Genomic DNA, 14,721 nt, shown 5'->3' with positions numbered 1-14,721 from the left:
CGCGTTTCAGGGGTCGAAGCGCGCTTCGCCCTTCAGGGCTTCCGCCAGCAACTTCTCATATTTGGCGCGCGGCACGTCGATTGCGCCGAAGCGGATCAGATGCTCTGTCGTGAACTGCGTGTCCAGCAGTGTAAAACCCCGCTCGTTGAGCCTGTCGACCAGACGCACGAGGCACACTTTGGATGCGTCCGTCTCCCGCGAAAACATGCTTTCGCCGAAGAAGACCCTTCCCAACGAGACTCCGTACAGGCCGCCGACTAGCCGGCCGTCGCGCCACGCTTCGACCGAGTGGCAGTTGCCGTGCCTGTGCAGCGCGATATACGCCTCCCGGATGGGTGCGTTGATCCAGGTGCTCTCGCGTTCCTCGCGGCTTTCCGCGCAGCCGTCGATGGTCCCTTCGAAGTCGGAGTTGATGCGAACCTCGAAATGCCCCTGACGGATCGTCTTGCGCAGGCTGCGCGGCACGTGGAAATCGTCGAGCGGGATGATGCCGCGGCTTTCAGGCCGTACCCAGAAGACCTCTGGGTCGTCCGCGCTCTCGGCCATGGGAAAGACGCCGGAGGCATAAGCCTTGAGCAGCAGGTCGACCGGAATGCGGTAGCCGGGAGCGAAGGGACGGCTCATGCGCTGACGTGTCCGTCCCTTCGGTGTCCGTTAGTGCTGTTCCTCGACACCCTTGGCCAGGTATTTTTCCAGCCAGTGAATGTCGTAGTCGCCATTGGCGATGTCAGGATTGTTGATGAGATCGCGGAAGAGCGGCAGCGTGGTGTTGATGCCGTCGACGACAAACTCGTCCAATGCGCGCCGCAGCCGCATCATGCATTCGACGCGGTTGCGTCCATGCACAATCAGCTTGCCGATCAGGCTGTCGTAATAAGGCGGAATCTTATAGCCGGAATAGACGCCCGAATCGACACGAACTCCCAGGCCGCCCGGCGTGTGGAAATGCGTTATCGTGCCGGGAGACGGCGCGAACGTGCGCGGGTCTTCGGCATTGATTCGGCATTCGATGGCATGGCCATGGAAGCGCACATCCTCCTGGCGAACTGACAAACCGCCGCCCGAAGCGACACGAATCTGCTCGTGGACGAGATCGATGCCGGTGATCGCTTCGGTGACCGGATGCTCCACCTGCAGTCGGGTGTTCATCTCGATGAAATAGAATTCGCCATTCTCATAGAGGAACTCGATGGTTCCCGCGCCGGAATAACCGAGGTCAGCAATCGCCTTGGAGCAGGTCGCGCCGATGCGCGCGCGCTCCTCCGCATTGAGAGCGGGCGAAAAGGCCTCTTCCCAAACTTTCTGGTGGCGGCGCTGCAACGAGCAATCACGCTCGCCGAGATGGATCGCGTTGCCGAAGCCGTCGCCAAACACCTGGACTTCGATATGTCGCGGCTTTTCGAGATATTTCTCGATATAGACCTCGTCATTGCCGAAGGCAGCACCGGCTTCCGTACTCGCGGTCTGCAGCGCCTCGATAAGGTCTTCCTCCGTCCGCGCCACCTTCATGCCTCGCCCGCCACCGCCGGCCGATGCCTTGATGATGACGGGGTAGCCGATTTCACCTGCAATGCGGCGCGCTTCCACCGGATCGCTGACCGCACCATCCGAGCCGGGCACGACCGGGATGCCGAGGCGCTTAGCGGTGCGCTTGGCTTCGATCTTGTCACCCATGATACGGATATGGTCGCCGGAGGGGCCGATGAAGGTGATGTTGTGAGCCGCAAGGATGTCGGCGAACTTGGCGTTCTCCGACAGGAAGCCGTAGCCGGGATGCACGGCATCCGCACCGGTGATCTCGCAAGCCGCGACGATCTGGTGGATGTTGAGGTAACTGTCGCGCACAGGTGGCGGCCCGATGCAGACGCTTTCGTCGGCCAGCCGCACATGCATGGCGTCCGCGTCGGCGGTCGAATGGACCACGACAGTCTTGATGCCGAGCTCCTTGGCCGCGCGCAGGACTCTGAGGGCGATTTCCCCGCGATTGGCGATCAGGATCTTCTGGAACATTGCGCGGCTTTCCATTTACTCGACGACGACGAGCGGCATGCCGTATTCGACGGGCTGGGCGTCTTCGACGAGGATCGCGGTGACGGTGCCGGCGCGTGGCGACGGGATCTGGTTCATCGTCTTCATCGCTTCGACGATGACGAGCGTCTGGCCCTCGCGAACCTTGGAGCCGACCTCAATGAACGGGCGCGCGTCGGGCGAGGGGGCTAGGTAGAGCGTACCGACCATCGGCGACAGCACCGCGTTCTTGGAAGGATCGGCCGTCACAGGTGCCGTATGGGCCGCAGCGGCGGCAGGCGCAGCCACCGGGGCTGGCGCCGCCGGCTGATACTGCGGAGCCGCGACGGCGTGGATCGCCGGCGCGTGCCGCGCGACCCGGACCTTGAGATCGCCAAGCTCGACCTCGATCTCGGTGAGGTTGGTGTCGTTCAGGATGTCCGCGAGGTCGCGGATCATCTGGTGATCGACGGCTCCAGCTTTTTTGGTCGTCATATCTTGCCTTCTTTGTTCCTGTTTCCGGTCACAGCCGGGCGGCCAGCGCTTCAAGCGCCAGCTTGTATCCCAGAGGTCCAAATCCGCAGATCATGCCAACGGCGACCGGACCGATCATCGTTTTGTGGCGAAATTCCTCGCGGGCATGGATGTTCGAAAGATGCACCTCGACCACCGGAAGGGGTGCCACGGCGCGGATCGCATCCTGAAGAGCGATCGACGTATGCGTGTAGGCTCCTGCATTGAGCACGATGCCGGCGGCTTTTTCACTCGCCTCGTGAATCCAGGAAACCAGGTCGCCTTCATAGTTGGATTGGCGAAAGTCTGTCGCCAGCCCCAGTTCGGTCGCCGCAGCCGCGCAGTCCTCGCCGATATGGGCCAGGGTCTTGGCGCCATAGATGCCGGGCTCACGCTTGCCAAGCATGTTCAGGTTGGGACCGTTCAGGACGTAGATGGTTTTCAATCGATACACCTTCCTCCGCGTCGAACTTCGTCCGGCGCGGCGAACCTTCTATAAAGGGCTTAGTCCGCCACGAAAAGAGCACAAGAGCCAAGTTGCGATGTCCACAAAGCAAGGCGCTTTTGTGGACATCGCCGGTATGCAGCTAATTTCAGCAGGTCTTGTCCGCGAGGCAGTCGCGGGCGTCGGCGATTTTCTCGGCCAGGACTTCCTGCCCGAGCGCACCAAACACCACCTCGTTGCCGACCACATAGGAAGGCGTGCCCGTGATGTTGAGGCGGGTGGCAAGCTCATAGGTCTTGCTGAACGCCGCCATGATAGCAGGGTTCTGCATTTCGGACCGCAGCGCGGCCTCATCCGCACCCAATGAGACGGCGAGGTTGATCGCAGCGGCTTCGCCAGCGCCGCTTTCGCTGCCGAGCAACTGGTTGTGGAACTCGCCATATTTCTCGGGCATCAGCCGGCGGAACGCCATGGAAACCACATGCGCTTTCTGTGAATCCGGCCCCAAAATCGGGAATTCCTTCAACACGAAGCGCAGTTCGGGATCGGAGGCTGTCAGTGCCAGCATGTCCTGTTGAGCCCGTTTGCAGTAGCCGCAATTGTAGTCATAGAACTCGACGATGGTGACCTTGCCATTGGGGTTGCCGACCACGCCGTCATAATCGGCGTTGAAAATCTCGGCTTTGCTGGACTTGATCGTGTCGAGGTGGGCGAGCCGCTGCGCCTCGCCCTGCTTCTGTTCGAGCGCGGTTTGCATCTCCATCAGGATTTCGGGGTTTTTGACGAGATAATCGCGAACGATGGCTTCGATCTCAGTCTTGTCGCCGGCCTGTGCGGAAGCCGCCTGCGCCGTGGCTGGCGTGTCCCCGGCCGCAGCATCAGGCCTGCCTGCAGCATAGCCGAAGGCAAGCATGGCCAAAGCCACCGCCATGCCGGTCGTGCCGAGAAGAATTGCCTTGCCCATGATTCGGTACTCTCCAGCTTTTTAAGCCTTGTGGCGGTCTTTCGCTTAAGAACTTATTTCTTTCGCGGCGCCTTGTAGTTGATGATGTCCTGCGCACGCACCCAGCCGGGTGACCCCGGCTTCAGTTTCTGCTGCGCTCGCATGGCGAAAATCTTGGCGTCGTTATAGGCGCCGGCATAATAATAGCCATCTGCGGTTGCCAATTCCGCGTCGGGAATCTGGCCGAGCTGGCCGTAGGCCTGTGCGAGGTAGCGATAGCCGCTGGGGTTCTCGCGGTCGCGGTCGAGGCCCTTGCGGATTTGCGCGACGGCTTTTTCGAGAGAGTCCTTCGACCCCATGGCAAGATAAGCCTGGCCAAGCTGGATTGGCAGGATGCCGGAATTCGCCTTGTCGTAGCGAACCGCGTTGGAATAGGCCTCGACTGCCTGCGGCGCGCGGTTCGCTTTCATCAAAATGTCACCGCGCAACTCATGGAAATACGGATTGCTCGGGTTGGCTTTGACCAACGCATCCGCCTTCTGCAGCGCGGAAGCGAGGTTGCCGTAGAGATAAGTCACCTGCGCGTCGCCATAACGCGCGGCGAGCGTGCCGGGAAACTTCTGCATCAGCCGCGAGGCGTCAGACTGGCCCTGGGTGTAGGCAGCGATCTTCACCCGGATCATGTTGTGGCGTTCCTGCAGCGCAGGCGAATCCTTCTGGCCGAAATAGGGGCTCTGTTTCGCCACTGTCTCGAGATTGGCAATGCGTTCGCGAGGCATCGGATGGCTGATCTGATAAGGATCGACCCGCGTGCCGGCGAGGGAAAGAGCGCTCTGGAAGCGCTTGAAGGTGGTCAGCATGCCCTGTGCGGATTGCTTTGTGGCGTTGAGATAGGTCGCAGCGGACCGATCAGCGGTGGTTTCTTCACTACGCTGATAGCCCATCAGACTGCGGCGGGCCATTTCGCTGCCGCCGGCGATGATTCCCGCCCCCGCCTGGCCGAGGCCGCTGCTGTCCGTGGCAGCACCCGCTGCCAAGGCGCCTGCACCAAGCAGGGCGGCGACGATGGCCATTGTCTGTGCGCGTGCCAGTTGGTCGCGCAGCCGCTCTTGGTGGCCGCCGGCGATATGGCCGGCCTCATGGGCGATGACGCCGATGATCTCGTTGGGCGTTTCCGCCGTCATCAAGGCGCCGGTGTTGATGAAGATGCGCCGTCCGGCCACGAAGGCATTGAAGGCACGGTCGTTGACCAGGACGATATCGACCTTCGAACGCCCCAGTCCGGCAGCCCCGAGAATCGGCGCGGCATATTCGCGGACAAGTGCCTCGATCTCAGCATCGCGGACGACCGGCACGCGCTGCGCCATGGCCGAAAGGGTCGAGCCGACAGCCATCGTCGCCGCGAGCGCGGCGATGCCGGCAAAACGTGCGGCGCGCGACAATATGGATGAAGGGAGGCGAGATTTTTCCATGATGCTGCAAAGTCGTAAACGACCGATAGTGCCCTGAAAAGATGAACGCGAAGAACTCATGAACTTGTGATCCCCATATCAATCGGGCATTTGTGCGGCGCTGTCGCCTCAAGATATACTGGAAGCTAGCAGAATGGTCCTATCAGTTTCAAAGCGCAGCGCGGTCGAACCGTTTCACGCCATGGACGTGCTCGCAGAGGCCAACCGGCTGCGGGCGCGGGGCATTTCGGTGATCTCCATGGCCGTTGGGCAGCCTTCCGACCCGGCGCCGAAACGTGTGATGGAAGCGGCGCGAGCTGTCATCGATTCGGGCAGCATCGGCTATACCGACGCGCTGGGGCGAATGGATCTGCGCGAGGCTATCTCACGGCACTACGCCGACCATTACGGTGTCGATGTGCAGCCTGCCAGGATCGTGGTGACGACGGGCTCCTCGGCGGCGTTCAATCTGGCTTTTCTCGCACTGTTCGATGCCGGCGACAGGGTCGCCATAGCCTCGCCTGGCTATCCGGCCTACCGCAACATCATGGGTGCGCTTGGGCTCGATGTCGTGGAGATCGAACTGGAGGGCGAAGCATATCTGCATGCCGCCCACCTTCGCGCCGCCCATGCGGAAAGGCCGCTGAAAGGCGTGCTGTTTGCCAGCCCGGCCAATCCGACCGGCGCCGTGGTGCCTGAAAGCGAACTGCGTGAACTGATCGAAGAAGCGCGCCGGCTTGGCATCGCGGTGATTTCCGACGAGATCTATCATCGCCTGGCATACGACAGCCCGGACCACACGGCCCTCGCTTTCGATCCCGACGTCACTGTGATCAATTCGTTTTCGAAATACTACTGTATGACCGGTTGGCGGATCGGCTGGATGGTTGTGCCGGAAGGGCTGATCCGCCCCATCGAGCGTATCGCACAAAGCCTGTACATCTCAGCGCCCGAGATTTCGCAGGCCGCGGCCGTCGAAGCTTTCAACGCCACGGAAGAACTGGAAGTGGTGAAAGCGCGCTATGCTTGGAATCGCGAGCTTTTGATGAAACGCCTGCCGGAGCTGGGTTTTTCGCTGGCCGCCCCGATGGATGGCGCGTTCTATGCCTTTTGCGATGTTTCCCGCCTGACCACTGACAGCATGGCTTTTGCCAAGAAGATGCTTGCGGAGGCGCATGTCGCTGCAACGCCGGGGCGCGATTTCGACACTTTGCAGGGCCACCGCACCATGCGATTTTCTTACGCCGGCAGTCATCAGGATATGGTCGAAGCGCTCGATCGGATGGAATTCTGGCTGAATAAGTAAGGGTTGGCTTACGAATACAGCAGACCGTTAAGGAATTCGAATAAATATTTGTTCTAGCTTCTATTTCTCGGTAAGGTTCATCAATTCACGCCGCCTTCGCGAGCGTCCTTCACTGCGGCCAGGCCGCGCTGCGCATCGCGATTACCGGTCCCCGCAGCGGCGCGGAAAATGCGTTCGGCATCGTTGAAGCGGCGCAGTTTGAGGAAGGCATAACCGCGCAGCACCATCAGATCCATGCGTTCAGGCGCGATCTTCGCGCGCTGGTCCAGCGCCATGATGGTCTCGGTCCAGCGGCCCTGCTCGAACGCGCCGGTAGCCTGTGCGGTGAGAAGGGCAGTGTTCAGCTCCACGCTGCGCGCTTTTTGCTGCGGAGCCTTCGCTGCAGCGACCGCTGCCTTGTCCGACAGGCCCAGCCGCAGATAGGCGAGGCTCTGGCCATAGGCGGCATCCTCGCGCGCCTGCCCGGTCAAGCTGCGCAAGGCCACTTGAAAGGAGTCCGCTGCTTCCAATGGGCGGTTCAGTTCCATCAGGCACCAGCCGCGGTTCAGGGCTGACTGAGCGGATAAAACGGAAGGATCGATCGTGGTGGAACAGCCGGCATTGCGTTGTGCCGGTGCCTGGCTTGCCGCGACGCGTTGTACCGGCTGGGACGCCGCGACGCGCTGCGCCGGAGCGATGACCTGTCCATGCGGCTGGGCTTGCGCAACAGGTGCCGGTCCCGCGGCGGGCTGCCCCTGGCGAACGATTTCCCGCGGCGCGGGCTGCGCAGGTTGCATCGGCGCAACTTGGGTTTGTGCGGGCTGCGTGTAGGCGGGTTGGGTATAGGGCTGCCCGGGAGTCGCGGCTACGATCTGGTCCGGACCGTAGGTTGCCATCGGCACAGTACCGCGCTGGCCCTCCGGCCGCTGCAGATCGGGCTGTCCGACCCTTGCGATGCGCTGCGATTGGCCCGCCCATTGCTGCTGCATCTCGGCGACGCCAATCTGATTGTCCAGCTTCCAGCGCATCAGCGTCAAGCCATAGGCGGACGGCTCGTCGTCGGACTTCCAGCTCAACGCAGTTGCGAACCATTGGCTGGCGGTTTCGAACTGGTTGAAACCGTCGGCATACCAGCCCAACTGCTGGGCGGCTGCGGCATCCTTGGACTTGACGATCTCAGGCACCATCCGGCTGAGCACCTCCGACCGGATCGGTACGGGTGGGACGACGGCGAGAAGATTGGAAACCGCGGCCATGTAGACGGCCTTGGTATCGTCATTCGTATCGCGCCATTTATAAAGCACGGCTTCTGCTTCTGAAGGACGGTTCTGGTCAATCAGTGCAAGCGCCAGACCTTGAGCGGCGGTGGCGCTATCCTCAGCGGCCTGAGCCGCGCGGAACCATTCTTCCGCCTGTTGCGGTTCATCGCGGCGGACATAGTACCAGCCAAGCGCCAGCGCATCAGAGGCAAGCTTCTCCTCACGCGCCAGCCGCGTCACAGTATCGATATCGGACTGCGGAATGACGAGTTCCGAATCGGCATCGGCTGCGGCGACGCTTTGCCGTGCGAGGTCATCGCGCAAAACAGCGAATTCGCCGGTACCGTCCGGAGCTTTCCGCTCCAACTCGAACAAGGTGTTGAGGTCACTGCGCGGAAGCAGAGGCATAGCCTTCTGCACGGTCGCCAGCCGCTCTTCGGGGTTGGTGCAGTTCCTCAGAATATACCCATAAGCATCTTTTGCGCGGTCCTTGCGGTCCGACTGGGCGAATGCCTCGGCCACGCGCCACAGCACGTCGATGTCGCCGCAGGTCAACAAGCTCGGATTGGTCGAAGCAACGCGCACCACCGTGTCGTACTGCTTGATCGTCGAGGCATTGATGATCTGCTCGCGCGCCTCGGCGACGGCAAGGCGGTCCAGGAGATCGGCCGGCGGCTGCCATGTCGCATCAGCGGTCTGGCGCTCAGCGATAGCCTTACGGACCTCGGCGAATTTGCCTTCGGAATAGAGTTTCCACATGGCATCGAGCGACTGATCGCTTTGTTGCGGCAGGGCAAGCGGGTCTTCCGGTGGGATCCAGTCAGGATACAGCGCGCGAAGACGGGCGATTTCGGCGTCGAGCCGCTTCTGGTCGCCTTGCCGGGCAAAATAGCGCAATGCGGTTTCGTCAACTTTCGGCTTTTCATTCGTCGGGGCGACGGTCTGTGCCTGGGCTGCGAAGACTCCATTGCCGGCCAACAGCGACGACCAATCGCCAATTTTGCCGGTGGCGTAGATCCCGCTGGCCGTGAGGGCGAGGGCGCTTGCGCCGAAAAGCAGGGCCCGCGCGTTCATAGACACTCCGGATGGCTGCGCTGAGCGAAGGACAGGGCCAGGAGCTGCAGCGTTGAAGGGTAGTACGATGTCGGCTTGAACGTCTTGAGATCGTCAGCCAACTGGGTCTTGTCGAGCACGCAGGAGATCATCGCAGGAATGATGCGATAGCCAGGGTCGGTCAGCGTCTGGACGGGCGTGCCGCTCGGCAGGTCGACCAGTTCAACCGAACCGTCCGGGCCGCTCATGCCTGTGCGCAGCGTCTCCAGCAGCTTGCGATCTGTGTTGCCGGCACGCAGCAGATAGAGCGGTATCCGCACGGCATTATAGCTGAACTCCGGCGGAAAGCCATTGGCCGGCTTCGGAGCGCTGGAAAGCGACAGCCAGTCGGGCGGAAGCTTGCGCGGGCCGATCTGTGCCACCTCCAGCAACTTCAATCCGCTGGCCGTTAAGCCGGACCAGTTCGCCTTGGGGTCGAGCGTCGCCATAATGGGGATCGCTTCGAACACCCAGTAGGACGGATTGACGACAGGACCGTCCGTCCTATCCTCCGCGCTGAATCCCGCTGCCCCCGGCATGAGCAAGGTGCGCGACTGGTTTTGAAAAAGACCTGTTTTGGAAATGCCTTGGGCGATCGCGGTGGCACTTTGATACAAATCCGGGCGGTTCCAGTTGTTGCCGGCCATACCGAGCGCATAAGCGATGAGCAGGTCGCCATCCGATGCATTGTTCGGGTCGGTGATATGAGGATCGGTGTCGGGGCTCCATTTCCAGACCGCCAGGCCGTCGTCGCGCAGCATCAGTTCGGTGCGGGTGAACGACCATATCCGGTCGAAATCCCCACGATTGTTGGCAAGAAAAGCCAGCAGCATGCCATATCCCTGGCCTTCGCTGTGGCTGATGTTACCGTTGGCATCGTCGACGATCCGGCCGCTGCCGTCGAGAAATTTTTCCTTATATGCGGTCCAGTCGGCCGAACTGATGGACGCCTGTGCTTCACTGTGCGTGACCCAGCCGAGAGACATCGAAACCAATCCCGCAACCATGCAGGCCAGCACTGTTTTCCGCATCAATCCTTCCTCCCCAAGGTGTTGAGTAGGATGAGGGTTGCCGTTCCCAGCAAGACGGACATCACGACAAGCGCCATCGAGTAGGCGACGGCGTTTGCAGACAGCCAGTTTGCCATGATGCGGCGGTAGTTGCGCATGGAAAAGGGCTGTGTCTCGAAAAGTGCCACGTCCTGGGGCTGCGTGACGCGAATGACGGTGCTCATATTGTTGTAAGTCGTCACCCGTCCAGCAACCTCCCGCCAGTTGGGCTGTGAGGCCATGGCGCGCATGCCTTCTTCAAGCATGCGCGCGGTAGGTGCGGTAATGACTGTCCATACCCCTGTTCCGGTTGGATTCTGCTGTTGTGCCAGCAGGAAATTTTCGCCTGGATTGGGCACGAACTCAGGCTCGGCCCCCTGAAAGATACGGAATGTATCGAGCGAGACGTTGAAGGTTCGCTGCAACCATTCTTCGAAGGAACTTATCTGACCGCGCCAACTGCTGCCGCGTAGCCTTGTCTGCCATTCGTCCAATGTTGTTTCGGTATTCGCGCCGGCCGCTTCAGCCCCGGTGTTTTCGGTCCAGGACGTTTTCATCGATTCAGGCATCCCGACCTGGCGCAGCATGCCGGCGGGCACTTGTGAAATCGTACTCACCGAGATTGCGTTCTGAGCCCCGATCGCGGATGGCGCTACCGAAGCATCCATCGATATCGGCCGGCCGGCCGCTATGGAGAGCCGAGCCAGCAGTGTCGCCGCGCTTGAAAGCGCTTCCGGTTGCGTGCGGTCAACGATGACGGGAATGTGTGCCTCATCGAGGCCATATGGCGATCCCGTTCCCGAAAGCGCCGACAGATTAGGACGCTGGGCGATGCGCGCAAAGTTGGGCATTACCAGTTCGGACGTGTCGAACAGTACGAAGCGGCGTTCAGTACTCCCTGTAGCGCCTGGCGCACAGACGTTGTCGTTCTCGGTCAGAAGCACGGCTTCGAGTTCGATGATGTTATAGCCGGGCTGGAAATGCCGCATCGTGACAGGGATAGGCAAATGGCTCAGGAATTCGCCGCCGCCTGTCGTGATCGGCACGGTGGCCGCAATGTTGCCATTCACATAGATATCGATATGGCTGCCCGGCATCACATCAGGTGTATAAGCCGCATCCAGCAGCACCGTGGCCTGGCCATAGGCATTCGCGAAGAAGTCGGACGGCACCGATACAGCGAAATTCGTTCGGAAGCGGCGTCCTGAAAACTCCTGCGTGTTGACACCGAGATCGGAGAACTTCAGCCGCGAATACTGGAAAACCATCGGGGGATCGGGCATTCGCCATGTGTGGGTGGACATCGTTGCGCGCTGCGACGTCGGCCGCTTGAGCGGAGTGATGAGTGCTTCGACGGCATTTTCGACGGCTGGCCAGTTTGGCCCGGTCACCACCAGCGTGGACGGGCCGAATCGGCTGTCGTCGACGACAAGCGAGGTCGGCGAGATTTCTGCGCCTGGCGGCAATTCCCCGAGCAGCGGTTCAAGTTCTCCAGCAGTACCGATGACGACTGTGGCAAGCCCTGGGCCGGCCGGGGGGGCTTCCTTCCGCGAGATCGAGAACGACTGGTTCGGCATTTCGGCCATCAGACCGAGGCCTGAAGCAAGCCGCATCACGGGGGTGGTCGATATCGCCTGATCTGCGCCGGGAACCACAAAATTGAAACGTGTTTCGGAGGTTGGCGTCGTGCCGATTGCGCGAAGATCGTCCACCCGCTGCCAGCGGCCCGCTTCCGGCTCTGAAAAGTCGATATACGTCGCTTCCGGGTTGATCTCGCTCCACAGCTCATATGTGGATTGGATAGTGCAATCCGTTCTGTGCCGTTGCGATGCCTCGATACGCACATCGTTGTAGCCGGGCCGAAGCAGGCCTGCCGGTATATCGAACACAGCACGCGAAACGGACTCTGTCGACTCAACCGGTGTATCGACGATGATCACACCGTTGATCGACAGCTTGAGCCGCGACGCTTCCGGTGCGATGACGATGGCATTCTGATAGCCGAAGTTGAGCTTAGCCGGCGAGGCTGCTTGTTCTGGCGTGAGGTACATTGCCCAGGAACGCAGCGCGTTCTCACCCGAGAGAACGATATCCGGCTGCGACAGCAGGTAGCGCCGCGCCGCGTTTACGGCAGGGCGAGCGGCCCCGGCAGCACCCGTCTGCGGCGGTGTGGTCTGCTGCGCGGGATCGTCGACGGACGGTGCGGTCTGCGGCGGGGATGCAGGCGCGGGAACAGACTCTTGCGCCGGCTTTTCGGGCGTCATGTCGAAAGGGCTTTGCTGGGCAAGCCCGGTGGTCGCCGCGAGCGTTGCAAGCGTCAGCGAAAGCGGAAAAGCCAGCCGCTTCATAGGTGGCTCTCCGCCATCGAGGCCGATTTGTCGGAACCGCGGTCGCGTGCCGCGCGACCGAGATAAACAAGACCGCGATAGGTCTGGTACAAGGCGAGCCGCAGGAACCAGAAGGTACCGCGCAAAAGACCGGGATTGCCGCGGCGCGAAAGCTGGAATTGCGTCCATTGCGCCGAATTTGCGAAGATCAGGTCTGCGACCAGCTTGTGATGTGCAGCGCCTTCCGGGTGGTAGCGGCAGCCGATGACGACATTCTGGCCGCCACGTTCGACGTTGCGGATTTCGACGGGCAACACACCCTGATTGCCGTCTGAATGCGTTTTGAACCGCAGTTCGGCGCGGTCGTCGATCGTGATTCCTTCTGGGATTGCGCCAATCAGATTGACGCGCGCGCCGTTGACCGAAACATTCTCGATCGTGCCCTGGAGCCAAGTGTCGCCGAGCTTGAAATCGCAGCGGCGGCTGACGGCGACTCGCCGGGTGGCGGCCTTCTCACCGCGCTCGGACACGACGCCGAGCGCGCAGCCTGCCATGATGAGGTTCAGCAGGTTCCAGCCGCCCACCACCAGCGTCACATCGGCTTTAAACGGCTCGGTATAAACGCGGTAGATCGTCACGAAGACGGCGATGATCAGGACGAAGAAGATGACGAAGAACGGCGCAGCAATTTCAGAAAGGCGGCTTCGGGCGATGGATTCATCCTTGGCCGTGACCTTGAAAGTCGGCTTGCGCGGATTGAGGATGACGGAGATCACCGCAGGCAACAGGTGAACCGTTTGCACATATTCGTAGAGCTCGGAAATCCAGGGCCAGCGGAAAGCGCCGTAGAGATAGTTCTGCATCATCAGGTTCACGAGCATGTAGCTCAGCGTGTAGGCCATGAACTCGCCGCCGGACGCGGTGAATATCTGCAGATCGAAGAACAGGTAGCAGAGCGGCGCGACGAGGAAGATCGCCCGCGGGAAGGGGAAGAGCCAGAACAGCGTCGATGACATGTAGCAAAGGCGCTGAGGCAGTGAGAGGCCGCGCTTGAGCGGCGGGAAGCGGAAACGCAGGATCTGCATCATGCCCTGCGCCCAGCGGCTGCGCTGGCCGATGAAGCTTGCAAAGGTTGCGGGCTGCAGGCCCGCGATCAACGGTCGGTCGATATAGAGGCTGCTCCAGCCGCGCGAATGCAATTCGACCGCCGTTTCGCAGTCCTCGGTGATGCTGACGCCGGAAAAGCCGTTGGTTTCGGCAAGCGCCGTTCGGCGCAAAACTGCGGCTGAGCCGCAGAAGAACGACGCGTCCCATTTGTCCAGACCGCGCTGGATGATGCCGTAGAACATCTCGTTTTCCGACGGCATCTTCTCGAAGGTGCGCAGATTGCGCTCGACCGGGTCGGGATTGAGGAAGAAGTGCGGTGTCTGGACGAGGAACAGCTTCGGATCGTCGTCGAAGTAGCTGACCGTTTCGAGCAAAAAGTCGCGCGCCGGCGCGTGGTCGGCGTCGAAAATGACGATCAGTTCGCCCTCGGACTGGTCGAGGGCGTTGTTCATGTTGCCAGCCTTGGCGTGTTCATTGCGCTCGCGTGTCAGATAGCGCACGTCCAGATCGGCCGCGAGCTTCTGCAGGTCGCGAAACCGCTGTTCGGCGGCGTTCGCATCAATGATTTTCTCGGAGTTGCGCTTCTGCACCGTGCCGCCGTCGTCGAGCAGCCACACCGTGAGCTTGTCGGCCGGATATTCCATCTGCTTGGCCGCTGCCATCGTGTTGGCGAGCAGATCGGCATCTTCGTTATAGGTAGGAATGAACACGTCGACGGTGGGAAAGCGCTTGTTGGCGTTCCTGCGCGACGGGCGCGGCGGCAGTGGCCTGGAGACGACGAAGAGCGACAGCGCCAGCATCATTACGCTGTACATTTCAGCCAGATAGAGCAGAAAGCCCGGGATGAAGTTCTCGAGCTGATTGAAGGGCGGCAGCGTGCTCGTCGTGCGCCAGTACGCATAGCGCAGCACTACGGCTGTGCCGAATGCAAGTGCTATCAGCCGCAGGTTGCCTTCGGACCCCAGCAGCTTGAGGATCATCATGGCGATGAGCACGACCATGCCGGTGATGAACTGCGTTTCCAGGCTGATCGGCAGCGTGACCAGCACGAGCATGCAGAAACCCAGGAATGCCCAGAGCAGGAATAAGCCAAACCTTAGCATTGTACTCTCATTCCGATCCCCGGTCAGGCGCAGACACATTGGAACGATGCGTCTTTTGCCTTCTCATCCGCCTTGACGATACGAACGCTTCAGAAGTCTCACCCTAGTCATTGTTGGGTTAACGAAGGTTAAGCTCAGCA

The 14,721-nt window shown here is 61.0% G+C and carries 11 protein-coding genes; 1 reads left to right on the top strand and 10 read right to left on the bottom strand.

Annotated features, from left to right (window positions below; all coding sequences use genetic code 11):
• Positions 1–6 precede the first annotated feature (6 nt).
• From aat to ICI42_RS18210, 6 genes are all read right to left on the bottom strand, one after another.
• Entirely contained in the window at positions 7–624 is a 618-nt protein-coding gene (aat, locus tag ICI42_RS18235) for a leucyl/phenylalanyl-tRNA--protein transferase (RefSeq protein ID WP_188166035.1), read from the bottom strand.
• Between the two features lie 30 nt (positions 625–654).
• Positions 655–2,010 (bottom strand): acetyl-CoA carboxylase biotin carboxylase subunit, encoded by a 1,356-nt coding sequence (accC, locus tag ICI42_RS18230; protein ID WP_188166034.1) that lies wholly within the window; start codon positions 2,008–2,010, stop codon positions 655–657.
• 15 nt (positions 2,011–2,025) lie between these two features.
• Positions 2,026–2,502, bottom strand: coding sequence for an acetyl-CoA carboxylase biotin carboxyl carrier protein (accB, locus tag ICI42_RS18225; protein WP_188166033.1), 477 nt, complete (start codon positions 2,500–2,502; stop codon positions 2,026–2,028).
• A 28-nt stretch (positions 2,503–2,530) separates the two neighbouring features.
• On the bottom strand, positions 2,531–2,965 hold the full coding sequence (aroQ, locus tag ICI42_RS18220) for a type II 3-dehydroquinate dehydratase (protein ID WP_188166032.1): 435 nt from the start codon (positions 2,963–2,965) through the stop codon (positions 2,531–2,533).
• A 148-nt stretch (positions 2,966–3,113) separates the two neighbouring features.
• Positions 3,114–3,929: a DsbA family protein gene (locus ICI42_RS18215; RefSeq protein WP_188166031.1), complete on the bottom strand. Its 816-nt coding sequence runs from the start codon at positions 3,927–3,929 to the stop codon at positions 3,114–3,116.
• Between the two features lie 53 nt (positions 3,930–3,982).
• Positions 3,983–5,380 carry a M48 family metalloprotease gene (locus ICI42_RS18210; protein ID WP_188166030.1) on the bottom strand — a complete coding sequence of 466 codons (1,398 nt, stop codon included), beginning with the start codon at positions 5,378–5,380 and terminating at the stop codon, positions 3,983–3,985.
• 133 nt (positions 5,381–5,513) lie between these two features.
• Here ICI42_RS18210 and ICI42_RS18205 point away from each other — a divergent pair, with 133 nt between their 5' ends.
• Positions 5,514–6,665: a pyridoxal phosphate-dependent aminotransferase gene (locus tag ICI42_RS18205; RefSeq protein WP_188166029.1), complete on the top strand. Its 1,152-nt coding sequence runs from the start codon at positions 5,514–5,516 to the stop codon at positions 6,663–6,665.
• A gap of 80 nt (positions 6,666–6,745) precedes the next feature.
• Here ICI42_RS18205 and ICI42_RS18200 read toward each other — a convergent pair whose 3' ends face one another.
• Genes ICI42_RS18200 through bcsA form a run of 4 tightly spaced genes read right to left on the bottom strand, consistent with a single transcriptional unit; the run spans position 6,746 to position 14,581 of the window.
• Positions 6,746–8,977, bottom strand: coding sequence for a cellulose synthase (locus tag ICI42_RS18200; RefSeq protein WP_188166028.1), 2,232 nt, complete (start codon positions 8,975–8,977; stop codon positions 6,746–6,748).
• The gene (locus tag ICI42_RS18195) at positions 8,974–10,026 is read right to left on the bottom strand and encodes a glycosyl hydrolase family 8 (RefSeq protein ID WP_188166027.1); all 1,053 of its coding nucleotides are present in this window, start codon (positions 10,024–10,026) and stop codon (positions 8,974–8,976) included. Before ICI42_RS18195 ends, ICI42_RS18200 begins: the two co-directional genes overlap by 4 nt.
• Positions 10,026–12,392 carry a cellulose biosynthesis cyclic di-GMP-binding regulatory protein BcsB gene (locus ICI42_RS18190; RefSeq protein WP_188166026.1) on the bottom strand — a complete coding sequence of 789 codons (2,367 nt, stop codon included), beginning with the start codon at positions 12,390–12,392 and terminating at the stop codon, positions 10,026–10,028. Before ICI42_RS18190 ends, ICI42_RS18195 begins: the two co-directional genes overlap by 1 nt.
• Positions 12,389–14,581 carry a UDP-forming cellulose synthase catalytic subunit gene (bcsA, locus tag ICI42_RS18185; protein WP_188166025.1) on the bottom strand — a complete coding sequence of 731 codons (2,193 nt, stop codon included), beginning with the start codon at positions 14,579–14,581 and terminating at the stop codon, positions 12,389–12,391. The genes ICI42_RS18190 and bcsA overlap by 4 nt, the downstream gene beginning before the upstream one ends.
• Positions 14,582–14,721 lie beyond the last annotated feature (140 nt).

Origin of the sequence: Oryzicola mucosus (genome assembly GCF_014534685.1) — a bacterium.
In the GTDB taxonomy this organism is placed as follows: Bacteria; Pseudomonadota; Alphaproteobacteria; order Rhizobiales; family Rhizobiaceae; genus Oryzicola; species Oryzicola mucosus.
The sequence above is the reverse complement of the archived record's forward strand: the minus strand, read 5'-3'. Positions and strand labels throughout refer to the sequence as shown.